The 20,430-nt window shown below is 32.8% G+C and carries 16 protein-coding genes; 5 read left to right on the top strand and 11 right to left on the bottom strand.

The genetic code is table 11. From position 1 onward, the window contains the following. The first annotated feature begins 106 nt into the window (after nt 1-106). Together GB234_RS10970 and GB234_RS10965 are read left to right on the top strand one after the other, a co-directional pair. Complete coding sequence (locus GB234_RS10970; RefSeq protein WP_151894612.1) at nt 107-2,587, top strand: DUF7619 domain-containing protein; 2,481 nt, start codon at nt 107-109, stop codon at nt 2,585-2,587. 71 nt (nt 2,588-2,658) lie between these two features. Continuing rightward, nucleotides 2,659-3,054 carry a tellurite resistance TerB family protein gene (locus GB234_RS10965; RefSeq protein WP_172966878.1) on the top strand — a complete coding sequence of 132 codons (396 nt, stop codon included), beginning with the start codon at nt 2,659-2,661 and terminating at the stop codon, nt 3,052-3,054. Here GB234_RS10965 and GB234_RS10960 read toward each other — a convergent pair. Continuing rightward, complete coding sequence (locus GB234_RS10960; protein WP_151894610.1) at nt 3,051-4,340, bottom strand: DUF2254 domain-containing protein; 1,290 nt, start codon at nt 4,338-4,340, stop codon at nt 3,051-3,053. The two genes, GB234_RS10965 and GB234_RS10960, sit on opposite strands and share 4 nt — an antisense overlap. 363 nt (nt 4,341-4,703) lie before the next feature. Next, nucleotides 4,704-5,612, bottom strand: coding sequence for a 23S rRNA pseudouridine(2604) synthase RluF (gene rluF / locus GB234_RS10955; protein ID WP_151894609.1), 909 nt, complete (start codon nt 5,610-5,612; stop codon nt 4,704-4,706). 101 nt (nt 5,613-5,713) lie between these two features. On the opposite strand from rluF, the gene GB234_RS10950 reads away from it, so the two are divergent. Then, on the top strand, nt 5,714-7,234 hold the full coding sequence (locus GB234_RS10950) for a GH3 family acyl-acid amido synthetase (protein WP_151894608.1): 1,521 nt from the start codon (nt 5,714-5,716) through the stop codon (nt 7,232-7,234). On the opposite strand, the gene GB234_RS10945 is transcribed toward GB234_RS10950, so the two are convergent. The 9 genes from GB234_RS10945 to GB234_RS10905 form a co-directional block, all read right to left on the bottom strand. Further along, the gene (locus GB234_RS10945; RefSeq protein WP_235906122.1) at nt 7,231-7,845 is read right to left on the bottom strand and encodes a hypothetical protein; all 615 of its coding nucleotides are present in this window, start codon (nt 7,843-7,845) and stop codon (nt 7,231-7,233) included. The two genes, GB234_RS10950 and GB234_RS10945, sit on opposite strands and share 4 nt — an antisense overlap. Before the next feature lie 14 nt (nt 7,846-7,859). Continuing rightward, the gene (uvrB, locus tag GB234_RS10940) at nt 7,860-9,863 is read right to left on the bottom strand and encodes an excinuclease ABC subunit UvrB (RefSeq protein WP_151894607.1); all 2,004 of its coding nucleotides are present in this window, start codon (nt 9,861-9,863) and stop codon (nt 7,860-7,862) included. A 113-nt stretch (nt 9,864-9,976) separates the two neighbouring features. Continuing rightward, nucleotides 9,977-10,669 carry a hypothetical protein gene (locus GB234_RS10935; protein WP_151894606.1) on the bottom strand — a complete coding sequence of 231 codons (693 nt, stop codon included), beginning with the start codon at nt 10,667-10,669 and terminating at the stop codon, nt 9,977-9,979. 62 nt (nt 10,670-10,731) lie between these two features. Further along, entirely contained in the window at nt 10,732-11,358 is a 627-nt protein-coding gene (locus GB234_RS10930; protein ID WP_151894605.1) for a hypothetical protein, read from the bottom strand. Next, complete coding sequence (locus GB234_RS10925; protein WP_151894604.1) at nt 11,359-13,788, bottom strand: FIDD domain-containing protein; 2,430 nt, start codon at nt 13,786-13,788, stop codon at nt 11,359-11,361. A 129-nt stretch (nt 13,789-13,917) separates the two neighbouring features. After that, nucleotides 13,918-14,187 carry a GNAT family N-acetyltransferase gene (locus GB234_RS15325; RefSeq protein WP_308645065.1) on the bottom strand — a complete coding sequence of 90 codons (270 nt, stop codon included), beginning with the start codon at nt 14,185-14,187 and terminating at the stop codon, nt 13,918-13,920. A 291-nt stretch (nt 14,188-14,478) separates the two neighbouring features. Beyond that, nucleotides 14,479-15,744, bottom strand: coding sequence for a DUF748 domain-containing protein (locus GB234_RS10915; RefSeq protein WP_151894603.1), 1,266 nt, complete (start codon nt 15,742-15,744; stop codon nt 14,479-14,481). A gap of 234 nt (nt 15,745-15,978) precedes the next feature. Next, entirely contained in the window at nt 15,979-17,427 is a 1,449-nt protein-coding gene (locus GB234_RS10910; protein WP_151894602.1) for a glyceraldehyde-3-phosphate dehydrogenase, read from the bottom strand. A gap of 158 nt (nt 17,428-17,585) precedes the next feature. Beyond that, on the bottom strand, nt 17,586-18,983 hold the full coding sequence (locus GB234_RS10905; RefSeq protein ID WP_151894601.1) for a S1C family serine protease: 1,398 nt from the start codon (nt 18,981-18,983) through the stop codon (nt 17,586-17,588). Nucleotides 18,984-19,116: 133 nt separating this feature from the next. Between GB234_RS10905 and dapF the strand changes: the two genes are divergently transcribed. Together dapF and GB234_RS10895 are read left to right on the top strand one after the other, a co-directional pair. Further along, a complete protein-coding gene (gene dapF, locus GB234_RS10900) occupies nt 19,117-19,893 on the top strand; it encodes a diaminopimelate epimerase (RefSeq protein WP_151894790.1) in 777 nt (258 codons plus the stop codon). 1 nt (nt 19,894) lies between these two features. Beyond that, nucleotides 19,895-20,419, top strand: coding sequence for a GNAT family N-acetyltransferase (locus tag GB234_RS10895; RefSeq protein WP_151894600.1), 525 nt, complete (start codon nt 19,895-19,897; stop codon nt 20,417-20,419). Nucleotides 20,420-20,430: the final 11 nt, after the last annotated feature.

The raw sequence follows: 20,430 nt of genomic DNA, 5'->3' as shown, positions 1-20,430 counted from the left end.
AAAGATGTGTAGTAAATTAAAAATATGCTATAAACTTACGTTCTGAGTAACAAAATAGAATTCAAAAATAAAAGGCTTATTTTTGATAAGTATCAAATTATTAGTTATGAAAAAATTATTTATTTTATTTATAGCAATTAGTGCTTTTCAATTAAATGGTCAGATTGAATTTCAAGAAAATATAATTACAGAAGACTCTGAGGCATTTAGAGGTATATATTCGGTTGATTTAGATGGTGATGGCGATGTTGATACAATTACAACTTCTATTATTAATAGCGGTTCAAATAGTAAAATTTCATGGTATGAAAATTTGGATGGTTTAGGGAACTTCGGTCCCCAACAAGTTATTGAAGCATCTATTATTGCTGGTGTATTAGAGTTTGGTGATATTGATGGTGATGGAGACGTTGATATTATTTGGGCAAATACAATTGATGATAAAATAGTATGGCTTGAAAATATAAACATTTCAAATAATTCATTTTCTATAAACGAAGTTAATGCTCAAAATTATTTATACCGCGTAAGTTTATACGACATTGATGACGATGGTGATTTAGATATTTTAGCATCGTATGCTATTTCAAGTTTTACACAAATCAACGGACTTTTATGGTATGAGAATCTAGATGGATTAGGAGATTTTTCTGAACATTACATAAGTGCCGAAGACAGTACAAAGTCTAAAATGTTTGATATAGATAGCGATGGTGATTTAGATATTGTTACCATAGATTTTTTTGATTTTGGTGCAGGCTGGCATGAAAATCTGGATGGTTTAGGAAATTTTGGTCCATACATCAATTTCTCTGGATTGAATTATGTAACATCTGTGGATTTCGGTGATATAGATGGAGATAATGATTTTGATGTACTGTTGTCATCAAACAATGGTAATAATTTAATGTGGTATGAAAATACTGATGGACTCGGAGCTTTTTTACCACATATTATAATAGGTCAAAATGTAGATAGTACGAATGAAGGTATACTTAGAGATGTTGATAATGATGGAGATTTAGATATAATTTCGGTACTTGATGAGGATAATGATATTGTTTGGTATGAGAACAGTCTAGGAGACGGTGTTTTTAGTGAAAAAAGGATAATTACTCAAAATCTTTTTAATATTAGAAAAATTGATGTTGGTGATTTTAACGGTGATGGCGATATCGATATATGTGCAGTATCTTTTCCAGGCGCCTTATCAGTTGTTTGGTATGATAATTTAGGGTTAACTAGTAATCAAATTACAGGTATGATTACTTTAGATACAAATCTAGATGGCTGCGGAAATATAGATGACATTTCAGCTGCTAATTTACTTGTAGTAGCAGATAATGGAATTGAAACGATAGCATCCTTCACATTGAGTAATGGAACTTATACCTTATTTCCAAGTGATGAAGGGACGTATAATGTTAGTATTGTTTCAGATTTACTGGGTTATTATACATCTGTGCCTGAAGATCAAGATGTAAATTTTATAGGTGTAGGAAATACAGAAGTAGCCGATTTTTGTCTAGAGCCAATTGTAGGTGTAAGTGATTTGAGCATAAGTATGTATCCAATAACTGATTCTAGACCTGGTTTTACAACTTTTTATAAAGTTGTATTTAGCAATCTTGGACCTACAATTTTAAGCGGTACCGTTATATTGGAATATGATGATACAAAACTAGCGCTAATTGGTACTACGCCATCAACAGCTTCCCAAACAAACAATACGCTAACGTTTGATTACAGTAATTTGAACCCATTTGAAAATAGGGATATAAATATTTCATTCGATGTACTGCCTCCTCCTATTGTAAACATAAATGATGTATTACACTTTACTGCAACGGTAACTCCAATTGTAGATGATGCTACTGAAGAAAATAATACGTTTGATTTTAGCCAAGTAGTCATTGGTTCGTACGACCCTAATGATATAAACGTAATAGAAGGAGAACAGATTTTACTCGAAGACGTAGATAAATATTTACATTATATCATACGCTTTCAAAATACGGGAACAGCTCCTGCAATATTTGTTATCGTAGAAAATCAATTAGATGAAAATTTAGATTGGTCAACTTTACAAATTGAAAGTACAAGTCACGATAGTGAGGTTGAAATAATTGATGGAAATAAAGTGAAATTTATTTTTAATGCTATTTATTTACCTAGTGTTGATACAAATGAGGTAGGCTCTAATGGACATATTGCTTATAGAATAAAACCCAAAAGTGACTTAGTTATTGGAGATATTATTCCTAATACTGCAGATATCTTTTTCGACTTTAATTTACCCATTACAACAAATACCGCAACCACAACCATTGTAGAAACTATACTAAATATAGACGAAAATTTAAAATCTGATGTAGTATTATATCCAATTCCTGCTAAAGATGTATTAAATATTCACTCAAAAACTAATATTTTACAAATTCAAATAATTTCTACTTCCGGTCAATTGGTTTTAGGAAATAAGAACCAAAATAATATAAAAACATCATCACTAGAAAGAGGATTGTATTTTGTAAAGGCTACAGATGAAAATGGAAATAACTTTATAAGAAAAATAATGAAATATTGATTTTAGATTTATCAGCAATTTTTAATATTTGAAACTTTCAATCTCAATACAAGAATAAAAAAATGTCAACCATGAATAAAGAAAACCAAGCGCTTATTAGCGATTTGATTATAATTACAATGGCAGACGGGAAAATTGATGAAGCAGAGTATGATTTTATACACCGTATTGCTGAGAAAATGAATGTCTCCTCAAAAGAAGTTGATGAACTTTTTCATTATCCCATTCCTTCACAAACCATCCCTACAGAAATGGGTAGAATTACCCACTTTTACAAATTGGTTTTAATAATGAATATTGACGATGAAACCCATCAAAACGAAGTGACTGCTATTAAACAATTTGGATTAAAAATGGGAATTCGTCAAGGTGTAATTGATCAAATGATTTTAAAGTTTGCTGAGGATGGTCAAAAAACAATTCCATCAGAATATATATTGAAGATTTTTAAAACTTACTATAATTAGTTTTGTAAAGGTAGATTCATTATTGCTTGAAAATCTCTCTCATTACTAAAAGCAGTTTTTGCATCTTCTTTTAGAGCGAAAATTTCTGCATTTATTATTTCAAAATAAGCTTTTTCTTCAGCGTCTTGCTCTAATAAATAACCCAACATCCATAATAATTTTTGTACAATAATTGGGTCGTGCTTACAATATGTACGTAGCGAAGCCATTGAATAATATAAAAGTTCTTCAAATGAGACCACTGCAATTTTAGCATACACCTTTTCATCTTTTACAATAACTCCAGTATCTTTTTTTAGCATTCTAAGGGAAAATAATTCGGTTAAATAATCAATTGCATTAATTGCTGTTCCTGGATCATTAATCCCGGGAGACATTGCCTTTACAGCAATTTCAGTAATCTGTTTAAACGCTAAAATATAATTATCAGTAACTAGCTCACCTCTTGAAAAATTTATGTTTTCCAAAAGTTTATTTAGTTTTTCTTCTGAAATTTCTTTATCAGAATATATAAAAGGAACTTTACTAAGCACAAAAAAACCTTTAGGAATTGCAATGTAAATTTTTGTTTCTTCTTCTTCACAAAAGGCTATCACGTTTGAAAAAGAAATGTTTTGAAAATAACCACTTTCTTTAGAAGTATAAGAATGCCAGTTTTTTGTTTTTGGAAATGAATTTAATAAATCATCAGCCTTATTGCTTTCTATATCAATTAGGCTTTCTAGTCTATCTTTAGACTGCTTATAAATATCATCCAGGATATTATTAATTTGTATACGTTGCGAAATATTATGAATAAAATATATAAAAGCTCCCAGACAAAGTATGGTAAGTAATATCCCTAATAATATAGACATACCAGGCAATGTGTATTTCTCATCATCTGGCTCAATTGAAAATAGAGTAAATATAAAATAGATAATCGTAGCGAGATACGTACCTAGGATTACTTGATGAATTTTGTCTGAAATCAACCCAGGTAACAATCGCGGAGAAAAATTACTTGATGCTTGACTAAGCAATAGCATAACCATTGAAAAGCTAAAAACCATCATAGAGATGATTCCACCTACACAAGCACTCATGACAGTTAATGCAGTATCACCATCTTCTAACATTAATCTAGGAAGTGTTTCTAAAATCATTTTAGAAACACCCTTTTCCTCAAGAGACATCATAAATATAGAAAGTAAAAATCCTCCTAAAGCTAATAATGTGGGATAAAATGCAATTTTACTTTCAATTGTATTAAAAAAACTTAATGTGCGATTGTAAATTTTAATCATAAATTATTTTTCTTTTTTAAAAGTACCTAGATTTAATAGTAATTATCTTAAAGTTGCCTTAAATAATTAGTGATTAACTGTTTTTTAAATACTTTTATAAAGTAGAACAAACCTAGTTTAAATCACATGCTATGGTTTTCGATGTTTGACTCTTAAAATCCGTGGATCGTTTTGATATACATCCAAAAACTGGATTAATTATTTTGATATTTGTAAGGTTCTTAAAGAGTGAGATTATACTCTTTTAAATGTGAGAATTTATATAAGAAAATGGCTGGGGAATTTCATAATTGAAATTTAATTTGGTTAGTTAGTTGAAAGATCACACGTCACCCGGCCGCGTGTGGTTATTTTTTTTATAGACTAACTTGTTCTACCACGCCTTCTTCTGCCTCCAGTACTTCTTTCAGCATTTCTTTCTAACCCTTTTTTATCCCTTGGAGCTTTTCTTTTATCTTCTGAAATTTTACGAGAATTTTCATTGTTTCTCGTTTCCGAAGCATTCTTACTCAAATTATTTTCTTGTTTTTGATCCACAAAAGAGCTATTGTCACTTTCAGAAACAGCATTTTGAAGCCCACTAACTTCCTCTTTTGTCAAATCTCTCCATTTCCCAATAGCTAAATTACCTAATTCAATATTCATTATACGAGTACGTTGTAATTCTAACACCTCATAGCCTAGATATTCACACATTCTGCGTATTTGTCTATTTAAGCCCTGGATCAATATAATTTTAAACACAAATCTACTCACGCGTTCAATGTGGCATTTTTTAGTGGTTGTTTCAAGTTCAGCAAGCGGAACACCATTAGCCATTTTATGTAAAAACTCATCTGTAATATGTCGGTCTGTTTTTACAATATATTCCTTTTCATGTTTATTTCCAGCACGTAAAATTTTATTGACAATATCCCCATCATTAGTCATGAGTAATAAACCTTCACTTGGTTTATCAAGTCGCCCTACATGAAAAATACGTTCACTATGACCTATAAAATCTACAACGTTGCCATCCACACGTTTGTCTGTAGTACATGTAATTCCCACAGGTTTATTTAGCGCAATGTAAACAAGGTTATCATTTTTAGTAATTAACTTTCCATCAACTTCAATTCTATCTTCTGGCATAGCACGATCGCCAAGAGTCATAACAGTACCATTAATAGTAACGCTGCCACGTTCAATTAAAACGTCTGCTTGACGTCTAGAACAGTAGCCACTATCACTAATTGCTTTATTTAATCTAATAGAATCTGGATGATTTGCCATATTACAAAGATACTATTTGGTAAGCGTTAAAGCTATATTAAACTAAATTGTTGAAACTTTTGAATATTGTAATTTGCAGTAAACAACGACGTAACATAAATATGGCAATTTTAGGATCAATTATTAAAGGAGCAATAGATTTAAGAGGTAGTTTAACTTCTGAAACTTCACCACGGGAAGAGCAGCGCAATGTTTTAAATAACTTGTTAGAGACAGCAAAAAATACGGCATTCGGCAAATACTATGCATTTGAAAAAATTTTAGAATCTGAAGATGTGTCAAAATCTTTTAATCAAGCAATTCCTTTTCATGATTACAATAAAATGAAAGAGGAGTGGTGGTGTCGTGTTATTGACGGTGTAGAGGACATTACATGGCCAGGAAAACCATCTTATTTTGCATTGAGTAGTGGAACTACAGGGAAGGAAAGTAAAAGAATTCCTGTAACTAGTGCTATGATTGATGCTATAAAAGCAGCTGGAGTTCAACAAGTGGGAGCATTATCAAATTTTAACCTTGAACCAGATTTTTTTGAAAAAGAGATAATGATGCTGGGAAGCTCGACAGATTTGAGTGAAAGAGGAGAGTTTCTGGAAGGAGAAATTAGTGGAATTACTGCGAGTAACATTCCATTTTGGTTTAAAGGATATTATAAACCAGGAGAGGATATTGCAAAAATTGATGATTGGGATGAACGCGTTCAAACCATCGCAGAAAGAGCTAAGACATGGGATATAGGAGCTTTAAGTGGCATTCCATCATGGATGGAATTAATGATGAAGAAAGTTATAGAATACCACAATGCAGAGACAATACATGATGTATGGCCTAATTTGCAGGTGTATACAAGTGGAGGAGTAGCATTTCAGCCTTATGAAAAAAGTTTTGATTTAATTCTTTCAAAACCTATTACTGTTATTGATACATATTTAGCATCTGAAGGTTTTATTGCATTTCAGCAAAGACCAGAGACAACTTCAATGAAATTAGTGACTGACAATGGTATATATTTTGAATTTGTACCATTTAAACCAGAATACATTTTAGAAGATGGCTCACTGTCGCAAGATGCTCCTGCACTTACTCTTGATGAGGTTGAGCTTGAGCAGGATTATGCACTTATCATTAGTACAGTGGCTGGAGCATGGCGTTATTTAATAGGTGATACTATTGCATTTACAGATATTGAACGCGCCGAAATTATAATAACAGGTCGTACAAAATTCTTTTTAAATGTTGTTGGCTCTCAATTATCAGTAAATAAAATGGATGTTGCACTTCGTGAAATGGAACAAAAATTTGACATTGAGATTCCAGAATTTACACTAGCAGCACTTAATATTGACGGAGAATTTTATCACCATTGGTATTTAGGAACAGAAGCAAAAGTAGATGCCGCAGAAATTTCCGAAGCATTAGATACTGCACTAAAGAATGCTAATAAAAATTATAAAGTTGCTCGTAGTAAAGCATTGAAGGGTGTCAAAGTTACTACCATATCTCCAAATGTTTTTTATGACTGGAATGCCAGTAATAAGAAAAAAGGAGGGCAAGTAAAAATGGCACGTGTGATGAAAGAAGAAAAGTTTAAGGAATGGGAAGCTTTTGTAAAGAATATTTAATTATGCTCATTTAATAAATGCATCACTTCCTCAGGTGACATGTATAATCTGCGAAGTTTAGCTTTATATTTTTCTGAAATATTAGCGTGATCTAGTATAAAGTTCTTGGTTTCTAAAATATAATTTCCCATACCGTGCTTTATTGCATAAGTGTCTGCAGCTCGTTCAACTTCTTGTATGTGGGCGCCAGAGAATAAATATTTAAAGCCAAATACAACCATACCCATGTTAGTGCGACTACGATAATCCATAATGTGTCCAAGTTCGTGTCCTAACCAACCTATCATTACATCGCTAGGAATATCATCGATAGAAAGCTCCTCATTTTCTATTTGAATTTTTCTGCTAATTTTTATACGGTAACTTCTATTTTTTTTATTTCTGAAAAAACTACCAAAGGTAGGTTGTGCCTGCATTGTAGATTTTTTGATATTGTCTTTAAACTCAAATGAGATTTCTGTAGTTTCAAGTTCTGGATAATGCGAGAGTGCTTTTAATGTCTCTGCTTTTATGCTTTCAGGAATTGTTTTATTAATAAAGTTGATTTTTTCTTGTGCTATCATAGAAATGGGAAAGTACAGTAATATGAAAATATAGTGTGTTAATGGCATTGTAAAATTGAGTTTTATTCTTCCGTTTCTAATTGTTTCTGGAATACTTTAATCTTATCCCGCAATTTTGCTGCCATCATAAAATCTAACTCTTTCGCAGCTTTTTCCATTGCTTTGCGCGTGTCTCTTATTTTCTTTTCAACCTGTGATTTTGTTAAGTACTGGTCCTCTGGTTCTGCAGCACTTAAAGTTTCGGCAGTTTCAAAGGTGTATGCCTCTTGTTTTGATTTTGTTAGTGCGTTTTCAAAACTCTTTTTAATAGCTGTCGGTGTAATTTTATTAGCTTGATTATAAGCAATTTGCTTTTGTCGCCTATATTCGGTTCCATCAATTGTTTGTTGCATACTACGGGTTATTTTGTCAGCATACATAATTGCTTTCCCATTTAAATTTCGGGCGGCACGTCCCACAGTTTGCGTTAAGGAGCGATTACTCCTCAAAAATCCTTCTTTGTCGGCGTCAAGAATAGCAACGAGCGATACCTCTGGTAAATCCAGTCCCTCTCTCAATAAGTTAACACCTACTAAAACATCATACACTCCAAGTCTTAAATCTTGCATAATTTGAACACGCTCTAATGTATCTACATCACTGTGAATATAATTAACGCGAATATTTACTCTGGCGAGATATTTAGTCAATTCTTCCGCCATTCTTTTTGTTAGTGTTGTCACTAAAATGCGCTCATCTTTTTCAATGCGTTGTTGCATTTCTTCAATGAGGTCATCAATTTGATTGAGACTTGGGCGCACTTCAATTGGTGGGTCTAACAATCCAGTAGGTCTAATAATTTGTTCAATATAAACACCGTCTGTTTTTTCTAACTCATAATCTGCAGGAGTGGCGCTCACAAAAATAACTTGATTTTGCATTGCTTCAAACTCCTCAAATTTTAATGGTCGATTGTCCATTGCTGCCGGCAATCTAAAGCCGTATTCTACTAGATTTTCTTTACGAGATCTATCGCCACCATACATAGCACCCACTTGCGGAATCATTACATGGCTTTCATCAACTACCATCAAATAGTCATCTGGAAAAAAGTCTAATAAACAAAAGGGTCTAGTTCCTGGAAGGCGACCGTCTAAATACCGAGAGTAATTTTCAATACCGCTACAATACCCAAGTTCACGTATCATTTCTAAATCAAAATTAGTGCGCTCGTCAAGTCGTTTTCCTTCTAAGTGCTTTCCTATTTCTTTAAAATAATCTACTTGTTTTACTAAGTCATCTTGTATTTCTCTAATAGCGCCTTGTAAAACATCTGGGGATGTCACAAACATATTTGCTGGATAGATATTTAGGCGGTCATATTTTTCAATAACATTATTGTTAAGTGGATCAAAAGCTTCAATTTCCTCTACTTCATCACCAAAAAAATGAATTCTAAATGCGTGGTCCGCATATCCTGGAAATACATCTACGGTATCTCCTTTTATTCTAAAACGGCCATGATTAAAATCTGCTTCGGTTCTTGAATAGAGACTTTGCACAAGACGGTGCAGTAATTTTGTTCTTGAGATTACTTGGTTTTTTTGAAGGCTTATTACGTTCTTCTGAAATTCGGCAGGATTACCTATTCCGTATAAACATGACACAGATGCAACTACTATTACATCACGTCTTCCTGAAAGTAGGGAAGAGGTGGTACTTAACCGCATTACTTCAATTTCTTCATTTATGGAGAGGTCTTTTTCAATATAGGTTCCACTAGTAGGAATAAAAGCTTCGGGTTGATAATAATCATAGTAGGAGACAAAATACTCTACTGCGTTATTAGGGAAAAATGCTTTAAACTCTTGATATAGTTGCGCTGCGAGGGTTTTATTGTGAGCTAAAACTAATGTGGGTTTTTGTACTTCTTGAATAACATTAGCAACAGTAAAGGTTTTTCCACTTCCGGTTACCCCTAATAATGTTTGGTATTTTTCTTCGGAATTAATTCCTGAGACTAATGATTTTATAGCTTCGGGTTGGTCCCCAGTGGGTTTAAATTCTGATTCAATTTTAAATTTCATAGCACATTTCAGTAAACAGTAAAGTTACTAAAATTAGGGTCAAGAATGGGGTGTTATCAATTTCCGAAGCCTTAAAATTGTATTAAAATTTCCGAAGAAAGTGTTTAATTTTTTTAATCAAGTATTACAAAAAACTTTCCACCAGCCGAAATGTTTAATCCAGTTGTTGTTCCTGCGTCTTCTCGATAATCTTCTATATCAAAGAAAAAGTCATCATTATAGTCATTGAATATTGTAGTTCTTGGATTTACAAGGTTTGTGTAGGTGTTTGTTCTTGACCTCACTCCAAGACCTACATAAAAATTGAGCCCGACTGATTTTCCGAAAGGAATAAATACTCCGTATAATAAATTTGCACCTAGTTTTTCGCGTTGATAATCTGCACGGTCATATCTAACTCTAACCTGATTATCTATAAGGTAGCTGCTAAAATCTATGACTGAATTTTGATTAAAATAAAAAGGCTCTACAGAAACATAATGGTTGACACGTTTTGTAGGGTTTAAAACATAATAAATTTGAGCTCTTGCTTCAAAAACGGTAAAATCTTCTTGGTCGTCATATTCTGCAATACTGATTGTTGTCTCATCAGAGCCAATACCTAATTCACCGCCTATTTTCCAGGTTTTATTTAATGGGTGAATGTAACCAAATCTATAGCGAGGATTGGCAATATAAAAAGGTGAGAAAATTTCGAATGTTATATAAGCATCATCTGCATTAGGAAATCTCTCTTGTTTATTAGTGCGTTGCGCAGTAGCATAAATGCTAGTCAAAATAAAAACTGTAAGGAGGATATTTTTCATGTGTTTTTTAAAGTAAATCTAGTTGAAATTTTGTCAAGTTATTAAATTGCGAAATATAACCATTAGTTATTTTTTGATGCATTCCAAGAACTTTTAGCGATGTCTATGATTCTGTCTTGTGGATATTCACCTAAATACGTGTAGTAGTAACCATCTGGCTTAATAATGACATAGCTACAATTGATATTTGAATTTTGAAAAAATATGCGGGCAATATTTCCTGTAATATCTTCGAATATGGGCGTTTTTCTTGATGTAAACTTAAAGTCTTTTTCGGTTATAAAAAATTGAGAAATGGTTTCATCTTTTTTGCATTTTTTGATATAACCTTTGTTATTAGTATAATGTTTAATATTACTGTTTTTTGTCGTGAAATAGTTGAGGATTATGATGTGGTTTTTGTAAATCTTTCTATTTACTGTATTCCCAATAAACTGTTGAACTTGCATTAGCTCTTTTTTATTTAAGACACCCATAATTTGCCTAGGAATTATTACATGTTTGATAATGCTATCATTTTCAATCTCTACGGGTATAAAATACTGTATTTCACATCTCCTGCAGTAATCATCTTTAGCAATCTCTTTACCATCTTTGTTAAAATAAAGATGCGGTTTATCTTGAGCAATAATGTTTTGGCTAATTACTATTACAAAGAATAGAAAGTATTGTTTTAATTTTAATTTCATTTAATAATTAATATACACCCAACCTGTTAAAGCATCTGGATATTGTTCATCGTTTAAAAAAAGCACATAAAAATATGTTCCTACGGGGACTAAATTTTCTTCATAAAATATACCTGTATTGGGTATTGCATCCCACAAACCATCTTCGTGTTTTCCTTCGTAAATGATGTTTCCTTCTCTGCTATATATTTTTAATTCAAAATTTTCAAAAATGTTGAGTAGTCCTGTGATTTCAAATTTATCGTTTAAGTTGTCATTATTTGGAGAAATTCCTTGTGGAATATTGGGTGGGCAATTTTCAGTAATGACCATAAATTGAGCTAAGGTAAAACAAATTTCAGTATCAAGTCTTACATATATTGTTTGAATTCCACCACTACTTTGATAAGCAGCAGGAATTTCAATTTGAAATTGATTTGCGATTGCGTTTTCTGGAGAAGTAAAATAATTAATTATATCTTCATTATTATTAGAAATTAAATTGTCTTGAACTGTTAAATCAAAAATTGCAGAACCATAGCCTATATTGCATTCCATTAAATTAGGAAGATTTGTTATTGCTGGAATAGATGCAAAAGATACAGAACTCATAAATTCATTATTAGTTTCATCAAGTTCTTCAACAACACCAATGCCTGTACCTAAGTCGTCTACAATGGCAATTATAAAAAAATTATCTGGAGTAGTTTCGTTAAATTCTATTGTAATATTTCCTATTTCGCTTCCACCAATTGCAATGGGGTTTTGTGTTATTGTTTGACCTATTAACATACCTTCAGTGTAAAATGCAATAGGTGTTTCAGGCGGTAATGTTGCTGTTCCTAACGTATTAAAAACAGTGTAATCAAAATTAAATTCTCGTCCTCTACATGCGGTTAAGTTATCTGCAAGTTCAATGGTAGCATCTGGTATAGGACAGACAATAACTTCGACAGTAAAGCTGTCTGTAATATTACATTCTGTATTGTCTGCTCTCACATAAATTGTTTGTGGATTTTCTGTGTTTTCAAAATTTATAGGGTCGAGAATAGGGTTTATATTATTGATTGCATCATCTTGAGTTAAATGAAATGTTATAATCAATGAAGGATCAACTTGGTCAAGAGCATCATTTAAATTAAATAACTCAATACCCACCGCATCGCAGCGCTCTAAGTCTTCAAGTGCATTGAGATTTGGAAATTCAAGCAAATGAAAATCAAGAGAAAACTCATTATTGTCTTCGTTTATTTCATTAATGGTACTTGTTCCATTTCCATTATCATCTACAGCTGTCCTTAGGGCAAAATCTGGTCCTAGATTTTCTGGAACTGTCAAGTTAATACTGCCAGTTTCTTGTCCACCAATAGGTATAATTGCAGTTGTTTGAGTTTGTCCTATAATTGTATTATTGACATAAAAAGCGATAGGTGTATTTGCAGGAAGCTCGTCGGTACTATTTATATTATATACGGTATACTCTACTGTGATATTTCGGTTGCCGCAAAGGGTACCTCCCACTGTATTATCTATGGTAATTGTAGCATCTGGTAATTCGCTATTTAATACTGTAATCACATTGTTAATCATGACAAAATCTTGTCCAGAGGTCAAACTAATCAATGCAGATGTATCGCCAGGATTTATATTGTTTTCAATGGAATATGTGTCAATATCCATATTATAGATATTATTTTGATTTGTAAAACTGTTTGTTCCATTAAACGCATTGTCAGATGGGTTTAATGGAGGATTACTAATTAAGTTTCCGTTAATAAATAATTGTTCCATTACTGCGAGTGATTGGTCTCCTTCCCAAGCTGTAAAACCAATACGCGCACCTACATTATCTAATACATTTAAATTGTTTAGTTCAATACTCAAACTATTATTAGCGGAAGAAACACTTTCAAGCCCATCAAATATGCTTACTTGATTGAGAGGTAATGTTGCGTCTTCATAAATAACTGTAACAGCCCAGCCGGCAAAATTTGTGGTATTTCCGCAATAATCGGCTATGACATCTGTAAGGTCTAACTCAGATAATGTGTAAGTTCCGTTTCCGCTTGCGGCAATAATTGAAGTAACATCTGCAAATGCTGCAAAATAAACAAGGTCTGGCCCAAGGTTGTCACTAAAAGTCCTTTCTGAGGTAACTTGCGTACCATTGAAATTAACTTGTAAATCTCCAGTTCCAGAACCTGCCCAATAAAGATATGCAGCTATTAGCTCTTGCCCAGGTTGTAATTCAAATTGAGCACTACTTGAAGTTAAGATAACGCAAGGAGTGGGAGGGGTTGCACCAGTATTTTCGCCTGTGTTAAGCGTGTTTCCAAAAGCGAGATAGTCATATTGTCCATTAAATTGTTGATATAATTCCACGTCTTGTGCTTCGGAAATTCCTGTGAAGCAAAAGAATAGCAAGAAAAAAATAACGTAATGAGATTTCATAGCAATAATGTTACTGATAAATATAAGAATTTTAGTTTTAGGAAGTAGTACGCAACTATTGCAGAAAAAAAACAGAACGAAAGGTTTAAGAGTGCTCACATCAATATAATTAATGATAGAATTTTGTTTTTAAATTAAAGACTCCCAAGTGTAATGAAATACGGCTGTATCTTTTTTCCATCCCATCCGCTCATATAATTTTTGTGCAGGGTTATCAATTGCTGTTTCAAGAGTGAGGCCTTTTGAATTATTAGAGATTGTAAATTCTTTTGCACGACTTAACAATGCTTCTGCAACACCTTTTTTTCTGAAATTTTCTGCGACGAATAAATCATTCAATATAAATGTACGTTGCATAGATACCGAAGAAAAGCTTGGGTACAGTTGCGTAAAACCCATTGCTTCTCCATCTTCTGAAATTGCTAGAAAAATAAAAGAATTATCTTGTTGAAGCGTTGTTTTAAAAATTTTTTAGCGCCATCCAAATTTGAATCTTGTTTATAAAATATTCTGTATCCATTAAATAGTGGAGCTAGTACTACTAAGTTATCTAGAGTGGCTTTAACAATCTTCATAATGAAGTAGATTGGATTGGTTATAAAACTATTTTAAAAATAAAATGAAAAACCACAACTTCAATAAAAAGAAAGAAGTTGTGGTTTTAGTATTTCCGAAGAAATTTTAATTTTTTTAATTGCCATCATCATTTGACTCTTCTTCTGCTCCGTCAAAAAGGCGTTTAAAGAAACCATCTGTGGTATCATTTTCTTTTTCTGCCTTTTTTTCTTCTCTCTTCATTTCACGCTCTGCTTTACGTTTTTCTTTAGCTGAGCTGTTAGGGTCTTCTGCTTTTTCTTTAGCGTCTTGAAATGCATCACTATATTCTACTGAGTCATCTGTCTCACCTTTAAAAGCACTTATCCAACCATTTTTAAATATGTTTCCAACAGTTGGCCAAATTCCAGCCTCAACATTATTTAAATCACCTTCAATGGGAACTTGAGTAGCAAATGTATTATTACCTTTATTCTTTAAAATAAATTTAAAGAATCCTACAAAACCTTCCCATAAAGTTTCTAAGAATCCATCTTCTTTACCAATAAATGTAGTTTTTCTTAGCAATGGCTTTATATAACCTTTTAAATAACCATCTGCGATAGCTACTTCACTAAATAACTCAAACGTTCCAGTTTCAAAATCTATGCCTGCGAAATAACTTGTTAAATCATTTAATGCTGTTGCGTCAGCCTCTTCAAGAGAGAAGGATAAATCCATATCTGGAATCTCTTTTATTAAATTCATTTTTCCTTCAAGCTTTACATTTCCACCACCAAAAGAAACTCCGGTAGCTTTGATAGGGGATGGTAATATTCGTTCTTTTTCAACAACATTACGTAGATTATCTGCTGTTAAGTTAAGTTTTTCAACGGCTAAATCAATGTTAGGATCAGCCATTAATCCTACATATGCTATTTTACCATTATTAATTTCAAAGTGGTTAATTTCTAATGGAACAATATCTGTCAAGGCTTTTGTCCAATCGTCCACATCTGCATCTCCGCCTTGTGCCGTTGTCGCTTGATCTTCTGCGACATAAATAATTTCTGGACTATCCATTATAATTTCGGCAACAATGGCACCTTCAAGAAGAGATTTCCATTCTACCGAAATGTCTGTTTTAGGAAAATTTAAAAATGGGACTTGTGTGCCTGCATCTACCTTGTTTAAATACATGCCATTAACGCCATAAGCACCCCTGTATAGTGAAATGGTTACATTGTCCACTTGACCGTAATAGCCAGGAATATCTGCTAATACTTTATTTATGTGGTCTTTTACCCAAAAAGGTAAGTATATTCTTGCTGCAATTAAGAGAATAAGTAAGATTATGGGAAACGTATAACGTTTTTTTTTATAAGCTTTCCTCTTTTTCTTTGGGGTTTTATTATCTGCCATAGCTGACAAATTTCAATGATTTACTATTGATTATCAGTTAATGAAGTCATAAAATAAAGGTTTGCGATATGTGAATAAACCTAGACAATTTAAAATATTATCATCACATTTTATAATAAGATAATTAAGCGGAAGTTTCTTTTCTTGATAAAATTTAATATAATGTAAAACACCGCAATTTTAATCGAATGACTAAGATTGCGGTGTTTTAAAATTTCCGAAGAAGTTATACTACTAATAGTATGTATAACGTCTTACTTTTGCAATGTGCTTTGCAAGTCTAATAACTTGGTGGCTATAACCATATTCATTGTCATACCATACATATACTACACAGTTTTTGCCGTCTTTAGCAACGATGGTTGCGTTACTGTCAAAAATTGATGGTGCAGATGATCCTACGATATCACTAGAAACAAGCTCGTTGTTTAATGAATATTGTATTTGTTCTACCAGATTTCCTTCAAGTGCATATTTTTTCATTGTAGCGTTTAGTGCATCTACTGAGGTTTCTCTCTCTAATTCCAATTTAAGAATTGCTAGAGAGCCATTAGGTACAGGTACACGAATTGCATTTGATGTTAACTTACCTTCAAATGATGGCAATGCTTTTGATACAGCGCTTCCAGCACCAGTTTCTGTGATAACCATGTTTAGTGCAGCAGCACGTCCACGACGGTATTTTTTATGCATATTATCAACAAGATTCTGATCATTTGTGTATGCATGGATTGTTTCTAAATGTCCTTGAACTACACCAAAACTATCTTCAATTGCTTTTAAAACAGGTGTAATAGCATTTGTTGTACATGATGCAGCAGAAAAAATATCCATTTCATCTGGATTGTTTTCTAAATGATTTACACCGTGAACAATATTAGGAATACCTTTTCCTGGAGCAGTTAGTAATACCTTTGAAGCGCCTTTAGGTACTAAGTGGCGTTGTAAAGCTTCTTTATCTCTAAAAGCACCCGTGTTATCAATAATTAATGCATCATTAATGCCATACTGAGTATAATCAATATCTTCTGGTGCATTAGCAGAGATGATATGTACCGTTGTTCCATTAATAATCAAAGCTTTGTTTTCAACATCAATACGAACAGTACCGGGGAAATCTCCGTGAACAGAATCATATTGTAATAAAGAAGCTCTTTTTTCTAGAACCGTTTTATCGATAGCGCCTCTAGTTACAATAGCACGAAGTCTCATCTGGCTACCTTGTCCAGTTCTTGTCATTAACTCACGAGCTAATAAACGACCTATACGTCCAAAACCATAAAGCACAACATCCTTAGGTGCAATTGCAGTAGTGTCCTTAGCGCCTTTTAATTTCTCTGAAACAAAAGACAGCGCATCTGTATATTGATTGTCTTCTAGGTGATATTCATATGTTAACTTCCCAATATCTAACTTGGCAGGTGGAAGATTAAGCGTTTTAATGGCTTGCGCAATTTCAACGGAGTCAAAAACAGAAATAGGTTTTTGAACAAATTCTCCTGCGTATTCGTGAAGGTTTAAAATTTCACTTACGTTGCGGTCAATAAGTTGATTTCTAAATAAAACTAATTCGATAGATTTATCATACCATAAATCACTTATAATATTGATAAAAGCTACTGTTGCCTTACGGCGATCTGTTTGAAAAGACAGTTCTTTCTCATAAACGTCATCAAAACTCATAGTTGTGTTGTTTTAAATTTCCGCAATTGCGAAAATGATTGTTTAAATTTTGCGCAAAAATAGTCAATTTTAACGGTATTTGAAGATTAAATAAAACAAAAAAGAGTCCACAAATTTAGCTTGTGGACTCTCTATCAGTTAAAAAGATTTTCTTTTTATTATCTAAATATAAAAGAGTGTGTCTCTCCTTTTTTATTGACAAATGTTAATTTTAAAGGATCAGTTCTTTTACGATTGCTAAGTACTTTTTTAACATCATCTATATCTTTAATGTTATAGTCATCAATCTGTGTAATAATATTACCTTCCATTTTGTATCTCGCCACATCTTCTGTCAATGCTCTGGTGATTTCAACACCATGTTTTAACCCGTATTTTTGTAAATCGGCCATATTTGCTTTTCTAACTTCAACACCTACATCTGGAATTTCAAGTGTTTCTAGTTTAATTAGAGTAACTGGTATAGTTTTTTCATTTCCATCTCTAACAATAGTAACATCGACAATGTCATTAGGTCTTTTTGCTCCTAAATATCCCGTTAAGTCAGAAAATTTTGCTACTGCTAAGCCATCAAGCTTTTTAATAACATCTCCTTTTTTAATTCCGCCTCTATCTGCACCGCTTCCAGATTCAACACTACCTACATAAACACCTTCAGTGTCATTTACGCCATAATATTCTGCTCTTGCCGTATCTAGATTTCCTCCTGAAATTCCAAGAATTGCACGTTGTACATTTCCAAATTCCATAATGTCCTCTGTTACTTTACGAGCAATATTAGAAGGTACCGCGAAAGAATACCCCACATAAGAACCAGTTTCAGAAGTTATTGCAGTGTTAATACCTATTAATTCTCCTCTTGTGTTTACTAAAGCTCCACCGCTGTTTCCACGATTTACAGCAGCATCTGTTTGTATAAAGGATTGCGCATTTCCATCAAGCTCATCTAAATCTCTTGCTTTTGCACTTACAATTCCAGCGGTCACTGTCGAGGTTAATCTAAATGGATTTCCTACAGCAAGAACCCATTCTCCAACTTTTACAGTATCGCTATCGCTAAATGTGATAAAAGGCAACTCAGTTCCTGTGTCAATTTTTACAAGTGCAATATCTGTTTTAGGGTCGGTACCAATTAACTCAGCTGGATATGTTGAATTATTATTAAGTGTAATTTCAATTTGTGAAGCTCCATCAATAACATGGTTATTAGTAATGATATAACCATCTGGTGTTATGATAACACCACTACCGCTACCTATCATTTCTCGTGGTTGTCCACCACCACGAAGAAATTCCTGCATATTTGTAGGCTGCCTACTTACAGTTTTATTTATAACATGCACCACAGAGTTTACGGTTGCTTCTGCAGCAACTGTAAAATCAATCGTCGTTGTTGGAGTAGTTGACGAAAAATTTGTAGGTGTATAATTAATAGGTGATTCAGTTTGAGAAGTAGCTAACCGTACTGTTGCATCTTTCTCTAGTAATTTGTAGCCTCCAAGAGTTGCTCCTCCTGCAATGAGTGCTACCGCAAATAATTTCATGGTCTGTTTCATACGTTCAAGTTTTTAATTACTATATATTAACTATTATTAAGACGGATTTATTTCTAAATTATTACGTTTTTAACGTCCATTTAACTACTTAGTCATGTCGCTCGCAGAAATGGCTTTTATTATATTTGCCATTGTGGAACTTACATTTTATAAATACCAAGGAACGGGAAACGATTTTGTGATTATAGATAATCGTCAAAATGTATTCTTCAAAAACGATACCAAATTAGTCGCAAGACTATGCGATAGAAAATATGGTATAGGGGCAGACGGTCTCATCCTCTTGGAAAACCATAACGCGTTAGATTTCAATATGGTATATTACAATGCAGATGGTAATGAAAGTAGTATGTGTGGTAACGGAGGGAGATGTATTGTACATTTTGCAGCCTTCTTAGGTCTTATTAATGGAAAAACAAAATTTGAAGCTATTGATGGTTTACATACTGCTGAAATTTTAAACGGAGAGGTATCGCTACAAATGGCTAATGTTACTGAAATTTCTAACAACCAAAATTTCAGTTTTCTAAATACCGGTTCGCCACATCATGTTCAAATGGTTACTGATATTGATAATTTTGGTGTCTTTTCAGAAGGAAAAAAAATTAGAAATTCAATATACGGAAATGAAGGTTCTAATGTAAACTTTGTGGAACAGGAACGTAATGATGTTTTTAAAGTGCGTACGTACGAAAGGGGTGTCGAAGATGAAACATTGTCATGTGGTACTGGCGTTACAGCAGTAGCACTCGCAATGTTTGCAACGGGAAAAACAACAGCAAAGGAAGTAACATTAAAAACACCTGGTGGACTTTTAAAGGTTTCTTTTAATCCTACGGAAAATGGGTATAATAACGTAATGCTAACCGGCCCTGCGACCCAAGTTTTTAAAGGAACGATTACAATTTAAAATGTTAATTGAAGGAGCACATATAAATTTGAGATTACTAGAGCAAAATGATTTAGCATTTTTAGAGCTAGTTGAAAATGACGTGTCGCTTTGGGAATTAAGTAACACTGTTACACCTTATGGTATTGATGTTTTAAAAGAATACATTTTAAATGCGAGACAAGATATTTTTGAAGCACAGCAATTGCGACTTGTAATTACAGACAAAGAAAATAACTCACTTGGTTTTATTGACTTATTTGATTTTGAGCCATTGCATCATAGAGTAGGAGTAGGGGTTATTATTTATAAAGCTTCAAATAGAGGTAAAGGCTATGCTATGGAAAGTTTAAAATTAGTTTGCGAATATGCTTTTGAAAAACTGGAAGCTCATCAAATTTTTGCAAATATTACTAATGATAATAAAGCAAGTATTAAATTATTTGAAAATATTGGGTTTAAAAAATCAGGAACAAAAATAGACTGGATAAAAACGAAAGATGGATTTAAGAGTGAGTCTATCTATCAATTATTTAATACATTATAATAATTAAGAGT

This window comes from Patiriisocius marinistellae, assembly GCF_009014635.1.
GTDB lineage: Bacteria > Bacteroidota > Bacteroidia > Flavobacteriales > Flavobacteriaceae > Patiriisocius > Patiriisocius marinistellae.
Note: the sequence above shows the minus strand (reverse complement) of the source record. Positions and strands in the feature narration are given on the sequence as shown.

What these genes read in the sequence shown, in the direction of transcription:
- rluF (WP_151894609.1), bottom strand. Translation starts at nt 5,612, where the DNA reads ATGGCAAATCATCCAGATTCTATTAGATTAAATAAAGCAATTAGTGAT.
- GB234_RS10915 (WP_151894603.1), bottom strand. Translation starts at nt 15,744, where the DNA reads ATGGCAGATAATAAAACCCCAAAGAAAAAGAGGAAAGCTTATAAAAAA.
- GB234_RS10905 (WP_151894601.1), bottom strand. Translation starts at nt 18,983, where the DNA reads ATGAAACAGACCATGAAATTATTTGCGGTAGCACTCATTGCAGGAGGA.
- GB234_RS15325 (WP_308645065.1), bottom strand. Translation starts at nt 14,187, where the DNA reads ATGGGTTTTACGCAACTGTACCCAAGCTTTTCTTCGGTATCTATGCAA.
- GB234_RS10925 (WP_151894604.1), bottom strand. Translation starts at nt 13,788, where the DNA reads ATGAAATCTCATTACGTTATTTTTTTCTTGCTATTCTTTTGCTTCACA.
- GB234_RS10945 (WP_235906122.1), bottom strand. Translation starts at nt 7,845, where the DNA reads ATGCCATTAACACACTATATTTTCATATTACTGTACTTTCCCATTTCT.
- GB234_RS10965 (WP_172966878.1), top strand. Translation starts at nt 2,659, where the DNA reads ATGAATAAAGAAAACCAAGCGCTTATTAGCGATTTGATTATAATTACA.
- uvrB (WP_151894607.1), bottom strand. Translation starts at nt 9,863, where the DNA reads ATGAAATTTAAAATTGAATCAGAATTTAAACCCACTGGGGACCAACCC.
- GB234_RS10895 (WP_151894600.1), top strand. Translation starts at nt 19,895, where the DNA reads ATGTTAATTGAAGGAGCACATATAAATTTGAGATTACTAGAGCAAAAT.
- GB234_RS10960 (WP_151894610.1), bottom strand. Translation starts at nt 4,340, where the DNA reads ATGATTAAAATTTACAATCGCACATTAAGTTTTTTTAATACAATTGAA.
- GB234_RS10935 (WP_151894606.1), bottom strand. Translation starts at nt 10,669, where the DNA reads ATGAAAAATATCCTCCTTACAGTTTTTATTTTGACTAGCATTTATGCT.
- GB234_RS10930 (WP_151894605.1), bottom strand. Translation starts at nt 11,358, where the DNA reads ATGAAATTAAAATTAAAACAATACTTTCTATTCTTTGTAATAGTAATT.
- GB234_RS10910 (WP_151894602.1), bottom strand. Translation starts at nt 17,427, where the DNA reads ATGAGTTTTGATGACGTTTATGAGAAAGAACTGTCTTTTCAAACAGAT.
- GB234_RS10950 (WP_151894608.1), top strand. Translation starts at nt 5,714, where the DNA reads ATGGCAATTTTAGGATCAATTATTAAAGGAGCAATAGATTTAAGAGGT.
- GB234_RS10970 (WP_151894612.1), top strand. Translation starts at nt 107, where the DNA reads ATGAAAAAATTATTTATTTTATTTATAGCAATTAGTGCTTTTCAATTA.